General features: G+C 56.6%; 18 protein-coding genes and 2 tRNA genes. 8 read left to right on the forward strand and 12 right to left on the reverse strand.

Translation table 11 applies throughout. From position 1 onward, the window contains the following. Positions 1 to 32: 32 nt before the first annotated feature. The 3 genes from ABUK73_RS02675 to ABUK73_RS02685 form a co-directional block, all read right to left on the reverse strand. On the reverse strand, positions 33 to 1,616 hold the full coding sequence (locus ABUK73_RS02675) for a Na+/H+ antiporter (RefSeq protein WP_353575910.1): 1,584 nt from the start codon (positions 1,614 to 1,616) through the stop codon (positions 33 to 35). 350 nt (positions 1,617 to 1,966) lie between these two features. Beyond that, positions 1,967 to 2,042: transfer RNA gene (locus tag ABUK73_RS02680), tRNA-Lys, on the reverse strand. A 161-nt stretch (positions 2,043 to 2,203) separates the two neighbouring features. Further along, positions 2,204 to 2,455, reverse strand: coding sequence for a GlsB/YeaQ/YmgE family stress response membrane protein (locus ABUK73_RS02685; protein ID WP_113085935.1), 252 nt, complete (start codon positions 2,453 to 2,455; stop codon positions 2,204 to 2,206). 153 nt (positions 2,456 to 2,608) lie between these two features. On the opposite strand from ABUK73_RS02685, the gene ABUK73_RS02690 reads away from it, so the two are divergent. From ABUK73_RS02690 to trmFO, 3 genes are all read left to right on the forward strand, one after another. After that, complete coding sequence (locus ABUK73_RS02690) at positions 2,609 to 5,164, forward strand: mechanosensitive ion channel domain-containing protein (RefSeq protein ID WP_454892312.1); 2,556 nt, start codon at positions 2,609 to 2,611, stop codon at positions 5,162 to 5,164. Positions 5,165 to 5,330: 166 nt separating this feature from the next. Further along, the gene (locus tag ABUK73_RS02695; protein WP_353575911.1) at positions 5,331 to 7,844 is read left to right on the forward strand and encodes a GcvT family protein; all 2,514 of its coding nucleotides are present in this window, start codon (positions 5,331 to 5,333) and stop codon (positions 7,842 to 7,844) included. A gap of 289 nt (positions 7,845 to 8,133) precedes the next feature. Further along, on the forward strand, positions 8,134 to 9,606 hold the full coding sequence (trmFO, locus tag ABUK73_RS02700; RefSeq protein WP_353575912.1) for a methylenetetrahydrofolate--tRNA-(uracil(54)-C(5))-methyltransferase (FADH(2)-oxidizing) TrmFO: 1,473 nt from the start codon (positions 8,134 to 8,136) through the stop codon (positions 9,604 to 9,606). On the opposite strand, the gene ABUK73_RS02705 is transcribed toward trmFO, so the two are convergent. The 5 genes from ABUK73_RS02705 to yajC all read right to left on the reverse strand — a co-directional run bounded on the left by ABUK73_RS02705 (position 9,555) and on the right by yajC (position 14,384). Further along, positions 9,555 to 10,052 (reverse strand): hypothetical protein, encoded by a 498-nt coding sequence (locus tag ABUK73_RS02705; protein ID WP_353575913.1) that lies wholly within the window; start codon positions 10,050 to 10,052, stop codon positions 9,555 to 9,557. The two genes, trmFO and ABUK73_RS02705, sit on opposite strands and share 52 nt — an antisense overlap. Positions 10,053 to 10,144: 92 nt before the next feature. After that, on the reverse strand, positions 10,145 to 10,993 hold the full coding sequence (locus ABUK73_RS02710; protein ID WP_353575914.1) for a phytoene/squalene synthase family protein: 849 nt from the start codon (positions 10,991 to 10,993) through the stop codon (positions 10,145 to 10,147). 15 nt (positions 10,994 to 11,008) lie between these two features. After that, on the reverse strand, positions 11,009 to 11,401 hold the full coding sequence (locus ABUK73_RS02715; RefSeq protein ID WP_353575915.1) for an Mth938-like domain-containing protein: 393 nt from the start codon (positions 11,399 to 11,401) through the stop codon (positions 11,009 to 11,011). Next, positions 11,401 to 13,965 (reverse strand): protein translocase subunit SecDF, encoded by a 2,565-nt coding sequence (gene secDF, locus ABUK73_RS02720; RefSeq protein ID WP_353575916.1) that lies wholly within the window; start codon positions 13,963 to 13,965, stop codon positions 11,401 to 11,403. The genes ABUK73_RS02715 and secDF overlap by 1 nt, the downstream gene beginning before the upstream one ends. Positions 13,966 to 14,027: 62 nt before the next feature. Further along, positions 14,028 to 14,384, reverse strand: coding sequence for a preprotein translocase subunit YajC (gene yajC, locus ABUK73_RS02725; RefSeq protein WP_113085905.1), 357 nt, complete (start codon positions 14,382 to 14,384; stop codon positions 14,028 to 14,030). A 233-nt stretch (positions 14,385 to 14,617) separates the two neighbouring features. Between yajC and ABUK73_RS02730 the strand changes: the two genes are divergently transcribed. Next, positions 14,618 to 15,490, forward strand: coding sequence for an ATP-binding protein (locus tag ABUK73_RS02730; RefSeq protein ID WP_353575917.1), 873 nt, complete (start codon positions 14,618 to 14,620; stop codon positions 15,488 to 15,490). Between the two features lie 180 nt (positions 15,491 to 15,670). Then, positions 15,671 to 16,570 (forward strand): YrzE family protein, encoded by a 900-nt coding sequence (locus ABUK73_RS02735; protein WP_353575918.1) that lies wholly within the window; start codon positions 15,671 to 15,673, stop codon positions 16,568 to 16,570. Positions 16,571 to 16,806: 236 nt separating this feature from the next. Here the strand turns inward: ABUK73_RS02735 and ABUK73_RS02740 are convergent, their stop codons facing one another. Together ABUK73_RS02740 and ABUK73_RS02745 are read right to left on the reverse strand one after the other, a co-directional pair. Further along, on the reverse strand, positions 16,807 to 17,337 hold the full coding sequence (locus tag ABUK73_RS02740; protein ID WP_454892313.1) for a lipocalin family protein: 531 nt from the start codon (positions 17,335 to 17,337) through the stop codon (positions 16,807 to 16,809). Between the two features lie 94 nt (positions 17,338 to 17,431). After that, positions 17,432 to 17,875 (reverse strand): VOC family protein, encoded by a 444-nt coding sequence (locus ABUK73_RS02745; RefSeq protein WP_353575919.1) that lies wholly within the window; start codon positions 17,873 to 17,875, stop codon positions 17,432 to 17,434. Between the two features lie 215 nt (positions 17,876 to 18,090). Between ABUK73_RS02745 and ABUK73_RS02750 the strand changes: the two genes are divergently transcribed. Next, positions 18,091 to 18,894, forward strand: coding sequence for a hypothetical protein (locus ABUK73_RS02750; RefSeq protein ID WP_353575920.1), 804 nt, complete (start codon positions 18,091 to 18,093; stop codon positions 18,892 to 18,894). A 124-nt stretch (positions 18,895 to 19,018) separates the two neighbouring features. Here the strand turns inward: ABUK73_RS02750 and ABUK73_RS02755 are convergent. Beyond that, positions 19,019 to 19,093 (reverse strand) — tRNA-Glu (locus tag ABUK73_RS02755). Positions 19,094 to 19,581: 488 nt separating this feature from the next. Between ABUK73_RS02755 and ABUK73_RS02760 the strand changes: the two genes are divergently transcribed. Together ABUK73_RS02760 and gpt are read left to right on the forward strand one after the other, a co-directional pair. Continuing rightward, positions 19,582 to 20,433, forward strand: a complete 852-nt coding sequence (locus ABUK73_RS02760; protein WP_162727624.1) for a GGDEF domain-containing protein — start codon at positions 19,582 to 19,584, stop codon at positions 20,431 to 20,433. 132 nt (positions 20,434 to 20,565) lie between these two features. Continuing rightward, a complete protein-coding gene (gene gpt, locus ABUK73_RS02765) occupies positions 20,566 to 21,063 on the forward strand; it encodes a xanthine phosphoribosyltransferase (RefSeq protein ID WP_353575921.1) in 498 nt (165 codons plus the stop codon). 228 nt (positions 21,064 to 21,291) lie between these two features. Here the strand turns inward: gpt and ABUK73_RS02770 are convergent, their stop codons facing one another. Beyond that, positions 21,292 to 21,795, reverse strand: coding sequence for an AAA family ATPase (locus ABUK73_RS02770; protein WP_353575922.1), 504 nt, complete (start codon positions 21,793 to 21,795; stop codon positions 21,292 to 21,294). Positions 21,796 to 22,651 lie beyond the last annotated feature (856 nt).

A 22,651-nucleotide genomic window follows, 5' to 3' on the forward strand; every position in this document is an offset into this window, starting at 1 on the left:
AGATGCGAACGGACACTTCAAAAATATCCACCTCAGTCCTTCGCCGAGATCGCGCTCAGCTCTTCGAGATCGAGATCACGTTCGAGTTCCCGAAGCGTTTCGTCGTCGATCTGTCCAGCGCGGTGGAGCCTGATCAGCTCCCGCCTGCCCGCCGCAACCGCTTCCAGAACGACGTCGAAATGGGCGTGAAGAAGCGGTGAATAATGTTCCGTGCGCTCGGCATATCTTACGCTTGCCGCCAATCGATGCTCATATCTCTTCAGCAGTTGTGGATGAACGAGTTGACCATCGCCGTCATAGGCAAGATTTTGCACCGTCTTGAGCTGCACGTCTGCCATAGCAGCTTCCGCCTCACTCATCGTCAGCGGTGCTCGCTCCGTTTCGATGTCTCCAAGGCCCGCCCAGGCGACCACCCGCCCAAGCGTCGTTCCCTGTAAAAGAACCGTTCCCACGATAACCGCGAATGACATTACGAGGATGAAGTCGCGGCCCGGAAAATCTCCCGGCAAGCTCAAGGCGAGCGCCAGCGTCACGACGCCTCTCATGCCGGCCCAACCCAGCACGGCCACGCCACCCGCCCCAATCGGCACGGTGCGTGCTCGTCCGGTGGAGTGGAACAGCCTGATGACGAGGTCTGCTCCCAATATCCAGGCAAACCTTGCCACCACAAGCGTAACGAGGATCACGGCGGCCGGAAGGGCCATCGATTGGACAAGTGCACCGAAACCGCCCCCTCGTTCCACCACATCACGAAGCGACAGCCCAATGAGGATAAAGACCGCAGCCTCCATTAAGAAGACGAGAACGTTCCAGAAGGACGTGCCGCGCATTCGCGTCGCTGCGGACAAGACCGTGTGCTGGTGCCATGATGCTATCAGCCCCGCAGTCACGGTGGCGATGACACCCGATACATGGATCTGCTCCGCCACGAGATAAGAAACCCATGACATAATTGCCGTCGCCGCGATCATAAGATACTCGTCACCCAATCGGCGGACGAGTTTCACCCATGCGAACGCAACGACAACGCCCACCGCAGCGCCGCCAATAGCCAGAACGAAGAAGGTACCGAGAGCGTCTATCGTGCTAAACGTACCGCCCGCAGCAGCCGCGACAGCGAACCGGAACAACACCAGTCCACTGGCGTCATTCAGCAGGCTCTCGCCCTCCAGAAGTATCTGTAGTCGCCTTGGCAGATGGACACGCTCCAGCACGGCCCGCGCCGAAACCGCGTCGGGAGGTGAAACGATGGCCCCAAGCGCCGCACAGGCCGCCCATGGCAGGGATGGCATCAGGAAGTGGACGACAACCGCAACAATGATCGTCGTAAACAACACAGCGCCAATGGCGAGCGACGCTATCCCGAAGACGTGCCGTTTCAACCGGTCCACCGCAATCGACCATGCACCATCCAGCAGAAGCGGCGGCAGAAAGATCACCAGAATCAGTTCAGGATTGACTGAAATCGGAGGCAGACCGGGGACGAATGCCAGCATCGCGCCGCCAGCCAGAAGCGCCACCGATGGCGGCAGACCCAGACGTTGCGCGATATAATGAAGAACGATGATCGCGAGCAACATCGCAATCACGAGTTCGAAAAGACGTGTCCCGTCCATGCGCTACCCCAAAGGCAAATTGGATAGGCATCAAATGAACAATTCCGCAAAAAAAGCAACGGCTTGTTCCGGGCTGAAGACCGTGGTCAGCGTCTCGAAGTACAGAGCGAAAACGAGATTTTAGTTTGCGCGAGAAAAGATATAGCGATTTTAGGAGATACTGAAGACGAGAGCAGGTCGATGGTCAGTCAGACGCCTCATGGAGGCTCGCTTCACCGATGACGTCGCATTTAACAACGTAGCACTTGAGATACGAAATCATTGCAGATTTCAGCAACCAAGTCCAACTATTCCAGCTTGTTTGGGATCGCCTTAAGAGACACATAACGAATTGAGATCGTTAGATAAAATGGTGGGTGATGTAGGGCTCGAACCTACGACCCGCTGATTAAGAGTCAGCTGCTCTACCAACTGAGCTAATCACCCGCCGCCGCCGTGTCTGGCGGTGTGAGTGGCCGTATAAAGACGATCATTCTGCTTGTCCAGCGTGGAAATGAAATTTCTTCGATTTTTGCGTCGGAAAAATGACACCCACGCTGGAAAAGCCTGAAAAACCGGGCTTTTTCACCCGATAATTTTATTCGTCGTCAACGCCTGAAAGCGCGCGCTATCGCAATCAGGATACAAGCGCCGATGAAGCCTGCAATCAGATATCCGATCCATCCCGTCAGAACGATGCCGAATACTGCCAGAATCGCGTTGGCGACGATGGCGCCGACGATTCCGAGAAGGATGTTCATGAAAACACCCATATTGCTCTTCATGAATTTTTCGGCGAGCCAACCGGCTATGCCACCAATGATGATTGCGGCGATCCAGCCAATTCCAGCAGATTCCATGATTTCCTCCTCGGTTGCTGCACAATCATATTTGGCGATTCTAATATTTTCTTCAAGGTGGCGCTGGGGCGCCATGAGCAGGACAAGCTTGAAACCTTTAAGCGGCCTACTACCTTGGCGCAGTGATTCGGAAAGAGCAGAAGGGCGTTCACGATGACATTCTCCATACGGCAGTGCCGGGTACTGCCGATTCTGTTGGCCTTCGTGGCCCTATGGATGCTCCCCGCCCCGTCCGTTATGGCGCAAGCGCCCGGTTCTGTTACCGAAGACACCTCCCTGCCCGTGGCACAACGCGCCGAGGCGCGGATGGTGGAAAACAAGGCCATTCTGGCTGACATCACCCAGCAGACGGAAAACCAGCGCAACGACGACACCAAGCTCGTCGATCTCAAAGGCAAAGCGGATGATCTGGCGGGCAACGCCGCCGCCACCGTCGGCCACCTGCGCGCCCGTCTGGATGAAATCAACTCCCGCATCACCTCACTTGGTGAACCACCCAAGGACGGCCAGCCGCCCGAAGCAAGCGTTGTGACCGACGAGCGCACGAAGCTGAACGCCGAGAAGGCCCAGATCAACGCGGTGCTGGGAGATGCCGAAAGCGTCGCGTCCAATGCCGCGCGCCTCTCCAACAACATCACCTCCATCCGGCGCACCTTGTTTGCCGCCACGCTTTTCAAGCGCACGGAAATTTCGCTGCCAGTTCTGGCAGATGCCGCAAAGGCCTTCGGTGGCGAGATTTCAGCGCTCAGCAGTTCGCTGACCGGCTGGGCAATCTTCGTCTGGAACTACAAGCGCCTGTCCATGTTCGGCGCGGTTTCACTGTCCGTATTTGCGGCGCTGTTGTTCATGGTGGGTGGTTACCGCCTGCTGGGGCACAGAATGGAGCGTAAGGCCTTCTCGGGAGAGCCATCTTATCTGCGGCGTCTGTCGGTGGCTTTCTGGTCGACCACGGTGCAGTCCATGTCGGTCTTCCTGTTCATGGGCGCTTCGGTCTTTCTGCTCGATAATTTCGGCGTCCTGAGGCCGGACATAGCGCCGATCTTCTTCGTGGCGATGTATATCGTTGCCTTTATCTATTTCGTATCGCGGCTTACCTACGCGATCTTCGCGCCCACGCAGCCGGAATGGCGGCTGCTGAATGTGTCCACGCGCGGCGCGCATATCATCTCTTCGGCCATGCTTGTCATGGCGTTGGTCAATGGTCTCGACTACCTCTTCAGCACCATCAGTGAAACGCTGAATTCGCCGCTCATTCTCACCGTCGCCAAAAGCTTCGTCGCCTCCATCTTCATCGGCATCATTCTCTTTACGTTGTCCTTCGTGAAGCCGCTGGCCAGCAAGGAAGGTGATGAGGATGTCAGAGACCACCCCATGCCGCGCTGGCTTTCGGCCCTGCTGCGCTTCGGTGGCCTGCTGCTCATCGGTGCCTGCCTGACCGGCTATGTGGGGCTTGCACGGTTTCTGGCAACGCAGATCGTTTCCACCGGTGCCGTCATCGCCACCATGTATATCGGCATTCTCTCTGGCCGGGCCATTTCCAAACAGGGCGTGTTTGCAGAGACATTGGTGGGGCGTTATCTGGGCAAGCGCTTCGGGCTCGGTCCCGTGCCGCTGGATCAGGCAGGCCTTGCCGCCGGGCTCGGCATCTACTGCATTGCGCTCATCTTCGGCGTACCGCTCGTTCTGTTTTCCTGGGGCTTCCAGCCCGGCGATATTGAAAGCTGGGCCTATCGCCTGCTGACGGGCTTTTCCATCGGCAAAACCTCCATCTCGCTCATCAGCATCATCACCGGCATTCTCGTCTTCGTCATCGGCTACGCGGTCACTCGCTGGTTCCAGAAGTGGCTGGACAGAAACGTCATGGCGCGCGGCCAGGTGGATGCGGGCGTGCGCAACTCCGTTGGCACCGGCATCGGCTATCTCGGCGTCGTGGTCGCGGCGATCTTCGGTATTTCGTCTGCGGGTCTCGACCTCTCCAGCCTCGCGCTCGTCGCCTCGGCACTGTCGGTCGGTATCGGTTTCGGCTTGCAGAACATCGTGTCGAACTTCGTGTCCGGTCTCATCCTGCTGGTCGAGCGCCCCTTCAAGGTGGGTGACTGGGTGGTGACAGGCACGGTCGAAGGCACCGTCAAACGTCTGTCAGTGCGTGCAACCGAGATCGAAACCTTCCGCGGCCAGTCCATCATCGTGCCGAACTCGGAATTCATCAATTCCTCCGTCGGCAACTGGACGCATAGAAACCGCATCCAGCGCGCGGAAATTCCCGTTTCCGTTTCCTATGACACCGACCCGCAGCGGGTCATGGATATTCTGCTGGAACTGGTGAAGAAGCAGACCCCGGTTCTGCGCAACCCGGAACCGCATGTGGAATTCCTGCGGTTCGGAGAATTCGCACTGGATTTCGAGCTGCGTTTCCATCTCGCCGATCTCAGCCATGGCCTCACGGTCAAGAACAATCTGCGTATGGAGATTTTGAAGCGGTTCCATGAGGAAGGCATCAGCATTCCCATGAAGCAGCGCAATCTGAACATTCACGTCGATGCAGACAACAATCCCAATGCACTGGCCGCGCTCTTGGATGATGGCGACAAGCCCGTCGCGGCTCAAACCCCGGCCGCGCCAAAGCAGGACATTCCAAAGCCCGAACCTGCCGTCAAAGATACCGAAATCGAGACGGCAAGACCCTCTGCGCGCAACCGCAGAGGCTGATGCTCAAAAGCCTTGAAAATCGTCAAAAGGCTCGCCGTCGCGGCGAGCCTTTTGCATGTCGTAATCAGGCGTTTGAGCAACGGTGCGACATTGCATAGTCTGGCCCAAACTGGTTCGATAAAGCCCGCATAAAGCGAGCGAATATGCCTCAAGGGGAACTTGCATCATGAAGACACATGCGCGGGCGGTGGTGATCGGTGGCGGCGTTGTCGGTGTTTCGACGCTCTATCATCTGGCCAAGAAGGGCTGGAGCGATGCTGTTCTGATTGAGCGCAAGGAGCTGACATCAGGCTCCACCTGGCATGCCGCAGGCCTGCTGCCGTTGTTCAACATGAGCTATTCTGTCGGCCAGATCCACAAATATTCGGTGAAGTTCTATGAAGAGCTTCAGGAAGAAACCGGCATGAATGTCGGCTTCTCCAAGGTCTCCAACATTCGTCTCGCCCGCACCAAGGACCGTTGGGACGAATATATGTATTATTCCGGCATCGCCGAAACTATCGGCGTCAACGTCAAGATGCTGACGCCGGAAGAGGTCAAGGAAGTCTGGCCTCTCTGTGAGACAGATGGCCTGCTCGGTGCCATCCAGCATCCTGACGATGGCTACATCCAGCCCGCAGACCTCACGCAGGCGCTGGCCAAGGGTGCGCGCGACCGTGGAGCCACCATCTACCGCAATACGACCGTAACTGCGCTGGAGCAGCTTGAGGGTGGTCACTGGAAGGTGACGACCGACAAGGGCGAGATCATCACCGAGCACGTCATCTCCTGCACCGGTAACTTCGCCCGCAAGACCGGCGAGATGGTCGGCATCAACATTCCCGTCATTCCGGTCGAGCACCAGTACATCGTCACCGAGCCGCACCCGGATATTCTGGAACGCCGCAAACAGGGCCTGCCGGAAATGGGCGTGCTGCGCGAATCCGACAGCGCCTGGTACATGCGTGAAGAAGCGGGCGGCCTCATCCTCGGCCCTTATGAAGTCGGCGCTCCCGTATGTTATGTCGATGGTCCCTCGGACCAGAGCGAATACGAGCTGTTCCAGGAAGAGCTGGACCGTCTGATGCCGCATATCGAAGCAGCCATTGCCCGCGTTCCGGCCTTCGGCGAAGTGGGCATCAAGAAGGTCTATAATGGTGCGATCGCCTATACGCCGGATGGTAACCCGATCGTCGGACCCGCACCGGGTCTCAAGAATTTCTGGCTGAACGAAGGCCACTCCTTCGGCATCACCGCTGCCGGTGGCGCGGGCTGGCAGCTGGCGGAATGGATTGTCGATGGCGAGCCGACGCTCGACCTCATGGGTGTCGATCCACGCCGCTTCGGTCCTTACGCGACCGAGGGTTACCTGATCGCAAAGAACGAAGAGGCCTATGCCAACGTCTTCACCATGCACTACCCGGATGAAGAGCGCGCCGCCGCCCGTCCGCTCAAGACCACGCCGATCTATGATCGTCTGAAGAAACTGGGCGGCGTCTTTGGCTCCGTTTATGGCTGGGAGCGCGCCAACTGGTTCGTGCCTGAAGGTTACGCATTGAAGCCTGAAGAGCTGGGCGTGGGTGCCGACGTCATCACCAACCATAACCACGCGCCTGCGCTGGATGATGGTCGCATCGTTGAAAAATGGTCGTTCCGCCGTTCGAATTATTTCGAACATGTCGGCAACGAGGTGAAGAACGTAAACCAGAATGTCGGCGTGCTGGATATGTCGGCCTTCGCCAAAATGGAAGTCTCCGGCCCCGGCGCGCGTGCGTGGCTGGACTCGATCCTCGCCAATGCCATTCCCAAGAAGCGTGGTCGCATTGCGCTGACCCACCTTCTGACCAAGGATGGCGGCGTGAAAGCGGAATTCACCGTTTATGAGTGGGCACCGGGCCGCTTCTACCTCGTCTCCGCCGGTGGCCTTGAAAACCACGACCATGACGTCCTGCGCCGCCTCGCGCCCACCGATGGCTCCGTCATTCTTCAGCCCATCACCCAGAAATACGGCGTGCTGGCACTGGCCGGCCCGAAGTCCCGAGAGGTCCTGAAAAAGCTCACCCGCACCAGCCTCGACAACAAGGATTTCCCATGGCTCACCGCCAAGGAAATTTCCGTTGGCGTGGCAACGGCGCATGCGCTGCGCGTCAACTTCGTTGGCGAGTTGGGCTGGGAACTGCACCACCCCATCGAAATGCAGGCCTATATCTTCGACCGGCTGATGGAAGCAGGTGCCGAATTCGGCATCAAGCCTTTCGGCATCCGCGCCATGGTTTCCATGTCGCTGGAGAAATCCTATCGCAACATGGGCCGCGAACTCTCGGTCGAATACAATGCCTATACATCGGGCCTCGATCGCTTCATCAAACCTGAAAAGCAGTTCATCGGTCGCCACGCCGTTGTCGCGGGCAAGGAACAAGGCCTGAAGTGGATTTTCTCTACCCTCGTTGTCTCCGGCAACACAACTGTGGATGCGCGCGGCTCGGAAGCCATCTACGACGCATCTGGCAATGTCGTCGGTCGCGCCACCTCGGGCGGCTTCGGCTGGCGCATCGGCAAGTCGCTGGCGCTGGCCATGCTCTCGCCGGATCATGCAACGGTTGGCACCAGATTGAAGATCAAAATACTGGGCGATCTCTATGACGCGGAAGTGGTCGTAGAGAGCCCGTTTGATCCGGATAATGCGGTGTTGAGGGCTTAGTAGAACACCTCGTTGCCGCCTCTCCCACCTTCGTCATCCTCGGGCTTGTCCCGAGGATCTAACGAACCCCAACATTCAACGTGGTCAGATCCTCGGGACAAGCCCGAGGAAGACGGTAGTAAGACTCACGGTTCCTGCTCTAACCCCCACCACCGAAAAAGTTTGGCCTCCACCCTCTCCCGTGGTACTGCATCCGCAAAATTGCCTGCTGAGAATGGCAGGCTTCACAATCAAACAAACATGTCCGCCTGGAAGCACTTGATCTGCTGCATGGCGGTGCGGGTGCTCGATGCAAGACAAGACCTATTCCCCCATTCATGTCGTCGGCGGCGGGCTGGCCGGTTCGGAAGCAGCCTGGCAGATTGCCCAGTCTGGCGTCCCCGTCATTCTGCACGAAATGCGTGGTGTGCGCGGCACCGAAGCCCATAAGGGAGATTCGCTGGCCGAACTCGTCTGCTCCAACTCTTTCCGCTCTGATGATGCGACCGCCAATGCCGTGGGTGTCATTCACGCCGAAATGCGGCTTGCCGGTTCGCTCATCATGGCCTGTGCGGACAGGCATCAGGTGCCCGCCGGTGGCGCGCTGGCGGTGGATCGCGATGGCTTTTCTGCAGCCGTGACGGCGCAGCTTGAGGCTCACCCGCTGGTGACCATCGTCCGCGAAGAAATTTCCGGCCTGCCGCCGAAGGAATGGGACAACACCATTATCGCGACCGGCCCGCTGACTTCGCCAGATCTCGCCGCCGCCATTCAGGCTGAAACCGGTGAAGACGCACTCGCCTTCTTCGATGCCATCGCCCCCATCGTCCACCGCGACAGCATCAACATGGATATCTGCTGGTACCAGTCGCGCTATGACAAGGTCGGCCCGGGCGGCAATGGCAAGGATTACATCAACTGCCCGATGGACGAGCAGCAGTATAACGCCTTCATCGATGCGCTGGTGGCGGGCGATACGGTGGGCTTCAAGGAGTGGGAAGGCACGCCCTACTTCGACGGCTGCCTGCCAATTGAGATCATGGCGGAACGCGGACGCGAAACCCTGCGCCATGGCCCGATGAAGCCCATGGGCCTCACCAATGCCCACAATCCCACCGTCAAGGCCTACGCAGTCGTGCAGCTTCGGCAGGACAATGCGCTCGGCACGCTCTACAACATGGTCGGTTTCCAGACGAAGCTGAAATACGGCACGCAGGCCGACATCTTCCGCATGATTCCGGGTCTGGAGAATGCCGAGTTCGCCCGCCTCGGCGGCCTGCACCGCAATACCTACATCGATTCGCCGATCCTGCTCGATCCTTCGCTGCGGCTGAAATCGCGCCCATCCGTGCGATTTGCCGGTCAGATCACCGGCTGCGAAGGTTACGTAGAAAGCGCCTCCATCGGCCTTCTCACCGGCCGTTTCGCCAGCGCTGAACGCAAGGGCGAGCCGCTCAGCCTGCCACCTGCGACGACCGCTCTCGGCTCGTTGCTCAACCACATTACCGGCGGCCATCTGTCCACCGATGAGGAGCCGGGCAAGCGCTCCTTCCAGCCGATGAATGTCAATTTCGGATTGTTCCCAGAACTGGCACCGGGCTCCATCGTCAAACCCGAAGGCGTCAAGCGCTTTCGCGGCAAGGACAAGACCATCATGAAGCGTCAGCTCATGGCCAGACGTGCGCTGACCGATTGTGCCGCATGGCTGGGCGTCCCCGCCCCGGTCTTCGCTCAGGTAGATGTAGACGGCGATGGCGCAGAGACGGAATCCTCGGCGGCCTGATCGGCATCAGCCTTCGGCTCCTGTTCGGCAGCTTCCAGATAGCTGCCGAGCAACCACAGCGACACTTCCGCCGCTTCCCCTGCTGATTTGAACCGGTAAGCACCGCTATATTTCGGGTTATCGACAAAGGTCACCACGAAACCATCGCCGGTTTCCAGATGTTCGACCGTAATGCGCTCGGGATCGATCAGCATGCAGGCATGATGCTTGCCCATGTTGCGCATGAACCCGGCCTTGTTGTCGTGCAGACGTACGAACACGGCATTGCCGTCAGCGGTCATATGCAGGCTGCGGATCGCCTCCGTGGGAAAAGCTCGAGCGAAATCGAGAATCGCCTGTCCGGTATCGTGCCGGTCGTCATCATCAGGGTCGCGCTGCAGGCGCCAGACATAGACGCCGAAGAAACCCAGCGGAACGAGAATGAGTAACCAGATTGCAGGGTTCATCGACGTCGCTCCATGCGGCTCATCTTGATGGATGGTAAGACTCTCATACGTGCCGGTTCTTAACCACCAAGCCTTGCGCGAATATTGAGCCGTCAGAAGCGTTTGGAGAATGAGGCTTTTGCGAGCTGCCACTGGCGGCGCAGCATAGATGGCTGGATGTCATGATCGAACAGGCCTGCCCCTGCCCGCCTGGCGTCGGCAATGACCTTGCCTGCCAGCGAAACCGGAATGAAGGCCGGGAAAACGGACTTCGTCACCTGCGCCTCGCGGGCCTTATCCAGATGGCCCTGCGCGTGCATGCAGAATATTTCGATAGCAGCACCGATGCGGGCCGTGTCCTTGCCTTCCAGAAAACTCTCGCGATCGAGACCGGCGGCGGCAAGCATGTCCTGCGGCACATAGACTTGGCCTCGCCGCCGGTGCAGCGGCATCAGCAACAGCATGCCAGCCATGGCCTGCGCCACACCCGCATGGCCAGCCGCTTCCGCGCTCGCTGCGGCGTCAGTGGGAGACAGAACAATGCTGGAAAGCTGGATCAGCGCCGACGCGGTTTCACCGGCATAACCTTCCAGCGCATTGCGGTCTTCGAAGACATCATCGTAGAGATCGAAAATGCGCGCTTCGATCATGTCGATCAGCGTCTTGCGCGGTAGATTGTAAGTGTCGATGGCGCTCAGCAGCGCGGCAGCCACGGGGTTGGCAAGGCTTTCGCCACGCGGTGTGCCCTCCAGCAGATCGCTCCACCATTGCATGCGCACTTCACCCGGCAGTGGTTCGCGCACGAGGTCACGTATGCGGGCGATTTCGGCATTGAAGGCATAGAGAGCGGCGAGCGCGGGACGCTTGTCTTCGGGTGATAAAAGGCATGCCAGATACCGGTCGCGGTCGGTCTCGCGCAACATGCTCAGGCACGCGTCCTTGATCCCTGCCGGCTCTGTCATTGCTGTTCCGCTCTTTCAGCCTTCCACGGCAATCAGCGCCGCCGCTACGGCACGCGATTCCGAGAGCATGATATTGTATGTCCGCACGGCTGCGCCCGTGCTCATGGCATCCACCGAAATACCGGCTTCCTTCAAAGCGGCTTTCAGCTCCTTGGGAAGAATACGCATGCCGTCTCCCGTACCGACCAGCAGAAATTCGATTTCACCAGCCTGTTCGAGAATCCTGGAAAAAGCCTCGACCGTCAGCATCGTGTTGTCTTCCACATCCCAGCCATGAATGCCGGAGGGAAGACACAACAGCGATCCGCGATGCGACATGTCGGCAAAGCGAAATCCGCCATTGCCATAAGCATCGATGGGCGCCCGGCCGGGAAAATGGGCCGGGCGTATTTCTATACCACCTGCCATCAGACGGCCGGCTTGCCGCCGATAGCGCCGCTCTTGGCATCAGCCTTGTCGTCTTCGGCATCATTGCCATTCGGACGCAGCTTGAAGGCGATCAGCACCGGTGCGGCAATGTAGATCGACGAGAAGACGCCGATACCGACACCGAACAGCATGGCGAAGGTGAAGGAGCGAATGACTTCACCACCGAACAGGTAGAGCGCCAGCAGCGCCAGCATGACCGTCAAACCGGTCAGGATGGTACGCGACAGCGTCTGGTTCAGCGAAACGTCGATGATCATCGAAAGCGGCATCTTCTTGTAACGCCGCAAGTTTTCGCGAACACGGTCATAAATGACGACCGTGTCGTTGAGCGAGTAACCGATAATCGTCAGGATCGCCGCGATACTGGTGAGGTTGAATTCGATGCCGAGATAGACGAACAGGCCGATGGTGAACACCACATCGTGGACCATCGAGATGATCGCACCCAGCGCGAACTGCCATTCGAACCGAACCCAGATGTAGGCCATGATGGCCACCATGGCCAAAGCAATACCCACGGTGGAGGTAAAGGTCAGATCGCCCGAAACGGCAGGACCGACAACTTCCACGCGGCGGAATTCGTATTTGTCCTCAAGTTCGCCGCGCACCATGGTGATCGCAGATTGCTCGGCATTTTCGCCGCCTTCCTGCGCCTGAATGCGGATCAGCACGTCCTGCGAGGTTCCAAAGCCCTGAGCCTGTATTTCACCGAGGTTGAGCTGGCTGAGCTTTTCGCGAATATCCGCGATATCGGCATCACCCTGCTTGGCCTTGACTTCGATGACCGAACCGCCCTGGAAGTCGATACCCAGGTTCAGACCCTTGGTCACGAAGCCGCCGATGCACGCCAGCATCACCACGCCGGTGATGATGAAGACGTAACGGCGATAGCGCATGAAAGGAATGTCCTTGCCATCGAAAATCGCGGTGCGGATACCCTTTGGCAGATGCTTTGGACGGCTCTTGCGAACCCAAACGCCAAACAGCCACGCTGTCAGCGTATAGGCGGTGAAGACGGTGGTGACGATACCGACGGCCAGCGTTACGGCAAAGCCCTTGACCGGGCCGGTGCCCATGTAGAACAGCACGCTGGCAACGATCAGCGTCGTCAGGTTGGCGTCGATGATGGTCGCGAAGGCGCGCGTAAAGCCGTTCTCCAGTGATGAGATCAACGGCTTCCCGCTCCTCACCTCTTCTCTGATACGCTCATAGATCAGAACGTTGGAGTCCACAGCCATACCGATGGTCAGAACGATACCGGCAATACCTGGCAAGGTCAGCGTCGAGCCGATGATACTCAGCACCGCTAGCAGCATGACGATGTTCACGATCAGCGCGATATTCGCCAGAAGGCCGAAGAAGCCGTAGAAAATGAACATGAACAGCACGACGCCAACGGCGCCGATGGCGCTGGCCATCAGACCGGCATTGATCGAGTCGCTACCAAGGCTTGGGCCAACGGTACGTTCCTCGACAACGGTCAGCGTTGCCGGAAGCGCACCGGCGCGCAGCAGAACAGCAAGGTCGTTTGCGCCCTGAACCGAGAAGTTGCCGGAAATCTGGCCGGAACCACCGATGATCGGCTCGCGGATCACGGGAGCAGAAATCACCTGGTTGTCGAGAACGATGGCGAAAGGCTTGCCTACATTCTGCTGGGTGGCCTGCGCAAAACGCTGTGCACCACGGCTGTCGAAACGGAAGGTCACGACCGGCTCGTTGGTCTGCTGGTTAAAGCTGGCCTGCGAATCGACGAGGTTGTCGCCCGAAACCAGTGCGCGGCGCTCCACCAGATAAGGAACCGGCGGATCGTCCTGCGAATAGAGAATTTCAGACGTGGCCGGCGGGCGGCCATTCAAAGCTTCCTGCACCGGCATGGACGTATCGACCATGCGGAAGGAAAGCTTGGCAGTCTGGTTCAGCAGCGATTTCAGACGCTGCGGATCCTGCAGACCGGGAACCTGCACGATGATGCGGTCTGTACCCTGACGCTGGATCAGCGGTTCGGTCGTGCCGACTTCGTCCACGCGGCGGCGAACGACTTCGATGGACTGCGAAACAGCTGAAGACAGGCGGTAATTGATGCCGTCATCGGTCAGGTTGAGGCGCAGCAGGCTATCGCCGCCATCGCTCATCGTCACTTCCGTGATCGACGTGCCAACCAGGGTACCGGAAGATACGGGCAGCGTCAGATCGCGAAGCGCGGTCTTTGCGGCCTCATACTGGGCCGGATCACTGATGCGAACCTGCACCTGCTGGCCGTTACCGGCAAGGCCCGAATATTTGATGTTGGCATCACGCAGCTGGGTCCGCACATCGCCGACGATGGTTTCGAGACGTTCCTTCACAATGTCGGAACGCTCGATCTTGAGCATGATGTGGGAGCCACCCTGAAGGTCGAGACCTAGAGTTACCTTATTGTCCTTGTACCAGTTTGGCATGCCCTCCAGTTGCTTGTCGGTAAACAGGTTTGGAGAAGCGATAACGACGCTTATCAGCACGGCCAGCCAGATGAAGGCTGTTTTCCAGCGGGAAAAATGAAGCATTTAGGTCTCGGTCAAGGTTGGGTGTCAGAACCCAGGCTGCGTTTGCCGCAACCTGCTTATTATTACTTGGCGTTTGCAGGCGCTTCGGTCTTCACCGGCTCGCCCTTGACGCGTACTTCGGCAATGTAGCTGCGCGATGCACGGACCTTGACGCCTTCGGCGATTTCGACTTCCAGCTCGTTGTCGTCGATGACCTTGGTCACCTTGCCGACGATGCCGCCGCCGAGAACGACCTGATCACCACGGCGAATGGCCGTCAGCGTTTCCTGACGCTTCTTCAGCTGCGCGCGCTGCGGACGGATCAGGAAAAAATACCAGACCACCATCAGCGGGGCAAACAGGAAAAGCATCTCAAGGCCAGACCCGAATGCAGATGGTGTGCCTGCCGCATCCTGGGCAAACGCTTGGCTAATGAACATAAAGAACTCCTCAGATTTTCGGGCACAGTCTTAGCCACTGGCCAGCTTTCAAGCCGCCGGAATATAGTTGCGATCCCCTAGAATGCAACAGACACAGACAGTACGCCGTACCGTTTCCACGCCTCATAACCTTTCAAGGCGATAAACGCCATGCTAACCCGCAGAAATTCTACTGTTGTGCCGCCTCCATACAGTGCGAAGCGCAGCCTTGAATGTTTGCAGGAGACATTAAGATGACACCGGACGAAACAAACCTGGCTCTGCTTTCCGAAGTTCGCCGCCTTGCGGCCGCCCTTGAGCGCCTCGCAGGCCCCGCTCCCGCTGTAAACGACTGGAATAGCGCCGATTGCTTCGTCTGGGTTCCCGCCAATGCCTGGCTTCAGCCAGTGCCGCGACCCAACCGCATCGCTCTTCAACTCATTCGCGGCGTGGATCATGTCCGCGATATTCTCCACGAAAACACCCTGCGCTTTGCCGAAGGCTATGCTGCTAATAATGTGCTTTTGTGGGGCGCGCGTGGCATGGGCAAGTCGTCGCTGGTCAAGGCTGTTCACGAAGACGTGCGTACCGCAAGTGGCGTGGCTTTGAAGCTGGTCGAAGTCCATCGCGAAGACATCCACACCCTCCCTGCCCTGCTGGATATTCTGAAATCATCCGATCAGCGCGTCATTCTCTTCTGCGACGATCTCTCCTTCGACCATGACGACACTGCATACAAGTCTCTCAAGGCAGCGCTCGATGGCGGCATTGAAGGCAGACCGGAAAATGTTCTCTTTTATGCCACTTCCAACCGCCGCCACCTGCTGCCACGCCACATGATGGAAAACGAGCAATCGACCGCCATCAATCCGTCTGAAGCGGTAGAGGAGAAAGTCTCGCTGTCGGATCGCTTTGGGTTGTGGCTTGGTTTCCACAAATGCAGCCAGGATGACTATCTGAAAATGATCGATGGGTACGCCGACTATTTCGATCTCGGCCTGCCGCGCGAAACGCTGCACCACGAGGCGCTGGAATGGGCAACGACCCGTGGCGGTCGGTCCGGTCGCGTGGCGTGGCAGTACATTCAGGATGCCGCCGGAAGGCTGCGCAAACCAATTGTGCGCTAAGCTTTTTCGCGTCCTGGCATTAATTCAATAAATATCCACAAATGGTTGAATTAAATCGATTATATTGAATACGGAATCGACTGAAAACAATTAGATTTTCCTGTTTTAGCGCGGAACAAACGCATATTCTGCCCGTTTCAGTGGCACAACGCGAACCCGCGTGTGTTACAGGAGATCAAAATGACTGATCAGACAAGATATGCGACATCCACGGCAGGCGTTTACGCTCCTGTAGCGCGGGACACTGTTACGAATATTTCTTGGGGCGGCGTGTTTGCCGGTGTGGCAATTGCCCTTTCCCTGCACCTGCTGTTGAACCTTCTTGGCCTGGCAATAGGCGCAGGCGTTATCGACCCTGCACAGAACGACACGCCCACCGCCGCATCGCTCTCCATGGGCTCGGTCATTTGGATGATCGTCAGTGGCATCATCGCAGCCTTCATCGGTGCCTATGTTGCCAGCCGCATGTCCGGTCGCGTCGTCCGCTCCACAGGCGCGCTGCATGGTCTGACCTCCTGGGCCGTTACCACGCTTGTCGTCTTCTACCTTCTGACGACATCAGTCGGCGCGCTGGTCGGCGGCGCATTCTCTGGCGTCACCAGCGTTTTTTCCGGTGCCGGTTCCACCATTGCCACGGCAGCGACAGCCGCAGCGCCTTCGCTTGCCAATGCCAGCGACCCCGTCTCCACCATCGAACAGCGCATTCGTGAAGCAAGCGGCGGCAATGATCCGCAGGCTCTGCGCGATGCAGCCGTCAGCGCCGTTCGCGCCGCATTGACAGGTGATCAGGCTCAGGCAGACGATGCCCGCAACCGCGCTGCCGATGCTCTGGCACGCGCGCAGGGCATCCCGGTCGATCAGGCCCGCCAGCAGGTCACACAATATGAGACCCAGTATAAGCAGGCCGTAGAACAGGCCAAGACCCGCGCAACGGAAGCTGCTCAGGCAACCGCGACAGCAGTCTCCACCGGCTCTTACGTCGCCTTCGGCGCACTGCTCCTCGGCGCCGTCGCGGCCCTCTTCGGCGGCAACATGGGTGCTGCCCACACAGAACGCCGCCGCGAAACAATCGTTGAATAACGGCTTGGGCCTTAAAACTGACTGCAAATGCCCGCGCAAAACGCGGGCATTTTTGCATGGATTAGTCTTAAGACGCGACCTCGTCTCTTTCCATCGTCCCTGAGCCGGTACTTTCAGACCAAGTTTTTGTTCCAAAGAGACTTTTTTCGCGAGGCAAACACCACTCGAACCCGACACCACAAACAAAGGTGCCTGCGTCTCCGCAGGCATTTTTCATTCGCATCAAAAATCCAATCTCAAAACTTCGGAAATTCCAGTTTGCTTGTATCATATCCAAGCTCTTCAGCTTTCTTCACCATCACCGCCAGCCTGCTCTTGGATGGCACGTTGCGCGAATAGATCCAAAGGTTGGTCATGTCAGGGTTGGAACTGATGAACCAGCTTCGGTCGGGTGACTGATAGCGGACCCAATAATTGAAGGTGATGAACAGCGGATATCGCACCCGCAGCTTTGCGTTCGTCGCCTTGTAATCCGTCAGCGTGCCGATGCCTTCGATGGTTTTCAGCTTGCCCTGAGGCGTTCCCTCGCGGCAGCCATCCTGCACCATCACCTCATTGGGCGCAGAGCCCTTCTTGTAAATGGTGAAGCCAGCCACGCAGCCATCGGTCAAACGCATCGGCGTGCGGCCGATTTCCAGCCATTTGCCCTGATAATGCGACATTTGCGTCGGCACCACTGCCGTTTCGGCTTTCGCCTCTTGAACGAGACATGCGCTGAGTCCGCAAAAGGCCAACGTGGCGGCAAGTGGGCGAAGGAAACTGGACATGGTTAATGCTCCGTTAATTCTGTTTTCAGAACAACGCCATTCCAGCTTCGCGGTTGCATGCCGCCCCATCATGAAACCGTGTTCGACTGCGGCCTCAAACCACCGCAGATCGCCCGTCCGGATATTCAGCCGGTCCCTTGATCTCCAGCATGTTGCCGAAGGGGTCGTATATATAGAAGGAGTGGCCCATGCCCCGCGCGCCGCCATGCATGGCCTCACGATGGATTTTCACGCCGTGGCTTTCCAGATGCGCCCGCAGGGCATCATGCTCGAAAGGGCCAGTCGCGATGCAGATGTGGTCCACATTACGCCCACCCGTCACCGGCGGTGCCGCCTTCTGCCCGCCCGGATGCGTAATATCCCACAAAACGATAAGCGATGCTCCACACCACACCTGCTCCATGCCCAGCGCCGGATAGGTGTAGCCGGGACGGCAGCCCAAAACCTCATGATAAAAACGAAGCGCCTTGTCCATGTCATCAACCAAAAGAACGACGTGATCGATGCCGACAAGGGAAAACGGTATGCCTGATGTCACTGATATCTCCTCCAAGATGCCAGTGCTACAATCGCGTTCTCGCGCGCCGGGTCAACTGCGAAACTCAACCCGTATTTGGCGAGGACTTAGCTGCGAATAGCCAATAGTAATTGAAGCCGCGGGGCGCGGTATAATAGTGGGTAAATCCTCATACCTTGCGCTGGACAATGAATTGCTCCCTGTGCTGTATCTGTTACTCGGAAACGGGGAAGACGATGAAATTCATTAGAAATAACTGGCAGGGTATTGTTTTCTCTGCGGTGGGTTTTTTCGCGCTCTATCACTTTTATCTTTTCCTTCAGGGCGGAAAAGTTACCGAAGCAAGTGTTGTGTTTGGTTTTGCGTTTCTCAGTTTTCTTTACGCAAACTTGTCACGGTTCAAACGTTTTAGCGGATTAGGTTTTGAGGCAGAGCTTTGGGAAGATAAGCAAAAAGAAGCGGCTGACCTAATTGCTCGTTTAGAAAATGTTGTGACCATCTATACGGCGGAAGCCGTCATGAGCAAAATCACTGAAGGTAGATTTGCAGATAAGGATCGATGGACAAAAGTCTGGAGTCTTTATTCTGCGCTTATCGACCAACATAAAGCGTTAGGGCAAAAAATTGATTTTTCTGATCTCAAGTCGAGGATGGACACATACTTTTTGTTTGACATGTGTGTGAGCCGGTTTGGCATTCAAGGTGCCCTAATGACTGCCCACAATCAAGTACACACGATTCTTCGTGAGGAATTTGGTTCCCCTATAACCGACATCGAAGGACACAGCCGAAGGCTTGGGCAACTCCGCGAGATCGATACCGTAACTCCAGAGCTTTGGGCGATTGCACAGCGGGAAAATTTGGCAGCTTGGCTACTAAATTTTGCCGGCCGCAATGCCAAGAAAATGAAAGAATATTTTGGAGTTGAAATTCCTTTTGACGATCAAGAAATGCGAGACCTAGCCCGCATTTCAGTACTTTGGGATCAGAGACCCGTACCTGTCACAGACGAAACGATCGCGCTTGCCAGTCACGAGTAGAAAAACAGGTTCTCAGCGGCTTTTAGAAGGCAAACGTCGTACTGCAATCTCAACGGCAAAAGCGCATTGGCTCAACAACGTACAGCAGCACATAGCTCAATTTATTGAATGAAGGAGACCCAAGTGGTACGCCCTAGGGGAGTCGAACCCCTCTTTTCAGAATGAAAATCTGACGTCCTAACCGATAGACGAAGGGCGCGTAACACTTGCGGTGTGGCGCCCTTATAGTCAGAGCTTTTCGATACCGCAAGCAAGAAAATGCGCCTTTTGACAAAAAAATGACGGACCGGGCGAGAAGCCCTGAAAAACAAGGATTATCCATTCAAAACAGAGGCTTATTTTGCCTGTGGATAAGAGCTTTTGGAGGGGAAATCGGCTCGTTCATGCCGAGATGGCGGCGAATCCGGCTTACTGGTCCTGCGTTTTTGAGCGCTAAAAGCGTGTACTTTTGCACTTTGAGGAAACACCTCAGTGGCGCACCACTTAAAATAGTAAAATCGGAAAAAGGAGCCTATAAGATGGGATTTAATATCTGGAATTGAAAAATAAGTTGCCCATCATAAGTTAACCGACATCTCGCCATCGAATAGCTTTTTTTCGAGGCTGATTTCGATCTTGCTATTTTAGAGAATGATCCATTGCCGACGCGGTGACGGATGACGACTGTGAAAACGACGGATAATGCCCATGCTCCAACGATCCCTGATCGCAAAAATTTTCCTCGTTTCTTTCCTGAGCGTTCACGTTCCGCTTATCGCACTGATTGTTCATCTGCTTTTTGGTTTCGATACCAGCCCGATTCCGGTCTTTGGCCTTATACTCGTGGCCACCGTTGTCGGCACCGGCGTCTGCCTGTTCGCCATCTGGCACTTCATTCGCCCCCTGCACCACCTTGCCGTGGCTTTGAAAAAGTACCCGGAGGACAAAAGCGTTCTTAAAATTCAGTCCAGCGGCACAGATGAAATCGCCATAGTGACCGATGCGACGAAGTCGATGTTGTTTCAGGTTGAGGAGCTAACCAAGAAGCTCAAGCATCAGGCCACCACAGATTTTCTCACCGGGTTGGCAAACCGCCGCTGGCTGACAGAACAGGTGCCCGCTCTTCAGTCACAGGCCGAGCGTGCCAAGGAGCCGCTTTCCCTCATCCTGTTCGATCTCGATAATTTCAAACAGATCAATGATGATTACGGCCATGATTCTGGCGACAATGTTTTGATGATCGTCGGTGAGATCGTGAAGGATTCTCTGCGGCCCTATGATCTGGCTGCCCGCATCGGCGGCGAGGAATTCTGCATCGTTCTACCGCGTACCTCGGGCGAAGCTGCGCTGAAAATCGCTGAGCGTCTGCGCGCTGCCTTCCAGGCCAGCTATGTGGAGCCTTTGCCGCATGGTCGCATCACCTGCAGCTTTGGCGTGGTGCAGGCTGGCCCCGGCGAGCGCCTGCAGCAATTGCTACGCCGTGCCGATACCGCGCTCTACCGCGCCAAGGATGCCGGGCGAAACCGCGTCATTGGCGCTTTCGTAGATAAGAACCAGTAGAAGGCACACGCTCTTTTTTTAGGAATGCGGCAAGAAACCCGTTGGGGAGCGGCGCGATGTGCTTGCTTTTCAGGCATTCTTGCCGCTATTAGCCAAAGCCATCGACAATTTTGACCAGATGGTAGACACCCCATGTCCCTTCCCGATAAAGCTTTTCCCGTCTCCTGGGATCAATTTCACCGCGATGCCCGTGCGCTTGCCTGGCGTCTGGCCGGCCTGAACCAGGAGTTCAAGGCCATCGTCTGCATCACCCGCGGCGGCCTCGTTCCGGCAGCGATCATCTCGCGCGAACTCAACATCCGCCTCATCGACACCGTCTGCATCGCTACCCGCCATGACTACCTCAACCAGGGCGATACGCTGCTGCTGAAGGGGATTTCGCCGGAGCTGATGGAAAAGGAAGGCGAAGGCATCCTCGTCGTCGACGATCTGACCGACACCGGCAAGACCGCCATCGAAGTGCGCGAAATGCTGCCAAAGGCCCATTTTGCCTGCGTCTACGCCAAGCCAAGCGGCGTCCCCACCATCGACACTTTCATCACAGAAGTCAGCCAGGACACGTGGATCTATTTCCCCTGGGACCTCGGCTTCACTTATCAGGAACCCATCGCCAAGGGCGCACCGGGCTGATTTCAAGCAAGCTTCATGGATTTGAAAGGGCTGCCTGCGGGTGGCCCTTAACTCAGATCTGAAATTCAGTCAGATACTAGCGCTAAATCAATCTCGCTGAAAATATCTTCTAGAAGCATTCTATGCTCCCAACCGTCGCGAGTCTTTGCGATTTGCGACGTCGAAAAACTGTCGATCTAATGGGAAGTTTTACGACAAACGTGAAAGCCCGCTTTTGGCCCATAGCGGTCATTCGCCCAGTTTCCTCACGATTTCCACAACACTTTGTTCGACAGACAGAAGAGAGGTATCTATGCGCAGATCGGGTATCCAAGCCTCATAGTGCCTGTTCTGGATTGCCGCCCATGATGGCGGGGATAGTCCATCAACAGAAGGTGGTCTTGTCTCGGCGCGATGGCGGTGGACCGCAGCATCGGAGCAAACGATTTCGACCTCGATGAATTTAGTACCAGAGTCAGCGGCTACGTCTCGAAATGCATTTCGGGTTGTAGGTAAAGGATTCACGGAGTCTGCGATCACCGTGTGCCCGAGCCGCAGGTTATCGGTCGCCAATCGATAGACTGTCACATACCCGCTTGGGCCAACATCCAGCCTTTCCGCGAATGGTGCGGATGTCCGGATTGCCTGCTCGACTGTGTCCACTCTCAGATAAAGCGCTCTAATTCTCCGCGCCAACGCTTGAGCAACGGTGCTTTTTCCTGATCCAGGCAGTCCGCCAAAAATTATAAGCATTGTTCCTCTCCGCCCCGCGAATGCCAACCTAACGGAATTGTCTTTCAATGTCTCCTATTGGCGCAAAGCGGATGCGTTGTCTCAAACCACCTAGTCTTCGCAACAAAATCGGAATCATCCGATCTTTCCAGAAAGTATCTATCGGAAAAAAAATCGTCAAAGCGGGAGTAACATAACCGACATTTGCGGCAGAACCGTCGCCTCAATTCAGATAGGACCTGCGCGCTGCCGCTGCCTCTTTTCGTTTGTCCAGCCCTAACTGCATATGAACCGGCAATTGTGGAAATCAGGTGTTGTTGCATGTACACCACACTCGAAAAAATCGAGAAAATCGCGATAAACGGGCCCTCCGTAACGTAAGGTAGTCGGCATCGGACTTTCTAAAATTCATCCAAGTTACTGAATTTTATGGGCGGTTTTTCTTTCCCCGTTTTCCACAGCCACCCCACACAATATCTTGTGGTTAACAAACGATTGCAAACTAGGCCTTGACGGAATCACTGCATATCCGCAAGGTAATGCTCATGTTGCGGCGGCAACGGAATCGGGTGTTCCACCTTCGGTTCTCATCAGTTTCAGTTCACGCGTTTGTATGCGTTCCAGCCATGAGGGGATGGAGCGCAATCGGTTGTCTGTGAGCTGGCTTTTGCTGCCAAAACAAAATGCGGGATATATGGCGACAACAAACTGTTAATACTATATATAGTATGCTTGCAGCCGAAATCACCACGAGATAGAGGGAGCATCATCCACGGATGATGGTTTTACCTGATACGGCCACAAACCGGCGGCGCGCGATGAAGTGCGACGCTGGAACGAATTTTTGCGCCCTGCCCAGAGGCGCCCAAGGACGAGG

Origin of the sequence: Agrobacterium vacciniicorymbosi (assembly GCF_040427045.1) — a bacterium.
Taxonomy (GTDB): Bacteria; Pseudomonadota; Alphaproteobacteria; order Rhizobiales; family Rhizobiaceae; genus Agrobacterium.

What these genes read in the sequence shown, in the direction of transcription:
- ABUK73_RS02675 (WP_353575910.1), bottom strand. Translation starts at nt 1,616, where the DNA reads ATGGACGGGACACGTCTTTTCGAACTCGTGATTGCGATGTTGCTCGCG.
- ABUK73_RS02685 (WP_113085935.1), bottom strand. Translation starts at nt 2,455, where the DNA reads ATGGAATCTGCTGGAATTGGCTGGATCGCCGCAATCATCATTGGTGGC.
- ABUK73_RS02690 (WP_454892312.1), top strand. Translation starts at nt 2,609, where the DNA reads ATGACATTCTCCATACGGCAGTGCCGGGTACTGCCGATTCTGTTGGCC.
- ABUK73_RS02695 (WP_353575911.1), top strand. Translation starts at nt 5,331, where the DNA reads ATGAAGACACATGCGCGGGCGGTGGTGATCGGTGGCGGCGTTGTCGGT.
- trmFO (WP_353575912.1), top strand. Translation starts at nt 8,134, where the DNA reads ATGCAAGACAAGACCTATTCCCCCATTCATGTCGTCGGCGGCGGGCTG.
- ABUK73_RS02705 (WP_353575913.1), bottom strand. Translation starts at nt 10,052, where the DNA reads ATGAACCCTGCAATCTGGTTACTCATTCTCGTTCCGCTGGGTTTCTTC.
- ABUK73_RS02710 (WP_353575914.1), bottom strand. Translation starts at nt 10,993, where the DNA reads ATGACAGAGCCGGCAGGGATCAAGGACGCGTGCCTGAGCATGTTGCGC.
- ABUK73_RS02715 (WP_353575915.1), bottom strand. Translation starts at nt 11,401, where the DNA reads ATGGCAGGTGGTATAGAAATACGCCCGGCCCATTTTCCCGGCCGGGCG.
- secDF (WP_353575916.1), bottom strand. Translation starts at nt 13,965, where the DNA reads ATGCTTCATTTTTCCCGCTGGAAAACAGCCTTCATCTGGCTGGCCGTG.
- yajC (WP_113085905.1), bottom strand. Translation starts at nt 14,384, where the DNA reads ATGTTCATTAGCCAAGCGTTTGCCCAGGATGCGGCAGGCACACCATCT.
- ABUK73_RS02730 (WP_353575917.1), top strand. Translation starts at nt 14,618, where the DNA reads ATGACACCGGACGAAACAAACCTGGCTCTGCTTTCCGAAGTTCGCCGC.
- ABUK73_RS02735 (WP_353575918.1), top strand. Translation starts at nt 15,671, where the DNA reads ATGACTGATCAGACAAGATATGCGACATCCACGGCAGGCGTTTACGCT.
- ABUK73_RS02740 (WP_454892313.1), bottom strand. Translation starts at nt 17,337, where the DNA reads ATGTCCAGTTTCCTTCGCCCACTTGCCGCCACGTTGGCCTTTTGCGGA.
- ABUK73_RS02750 (WP_353575920.1), top strand. Translation starts at nt 18,091, where the DNA reads ATGAAATTCATTAGAAATAACTGGCAGGGTATTGTTTTCTCTGCGGTG.
- ABUK73_RS02760 (WP_162727624.1), top strand. Translation starts at nt 19,582, where the DNA reads ATGCTCCAACGATCCCTGATCGCAAAAATTTTCCTCGTTTCTTTCCTG.
- gpt (WP_353575921.1), top strand. Translation starts at nt 20,566, where the DNA reads ATGTCCCTTCCCGATAAAGCTTTTCCCGTCTCCTGGGATCAATTTCAC.
- ABUK73_RS02770 (WP_353575922.1), bottom strand. Translation starts at nt 21,795, where the DNA reads ATGCTTATAATTTTTGGCGGACTGCCTGGATCAGGAAAAAGCACCGTT.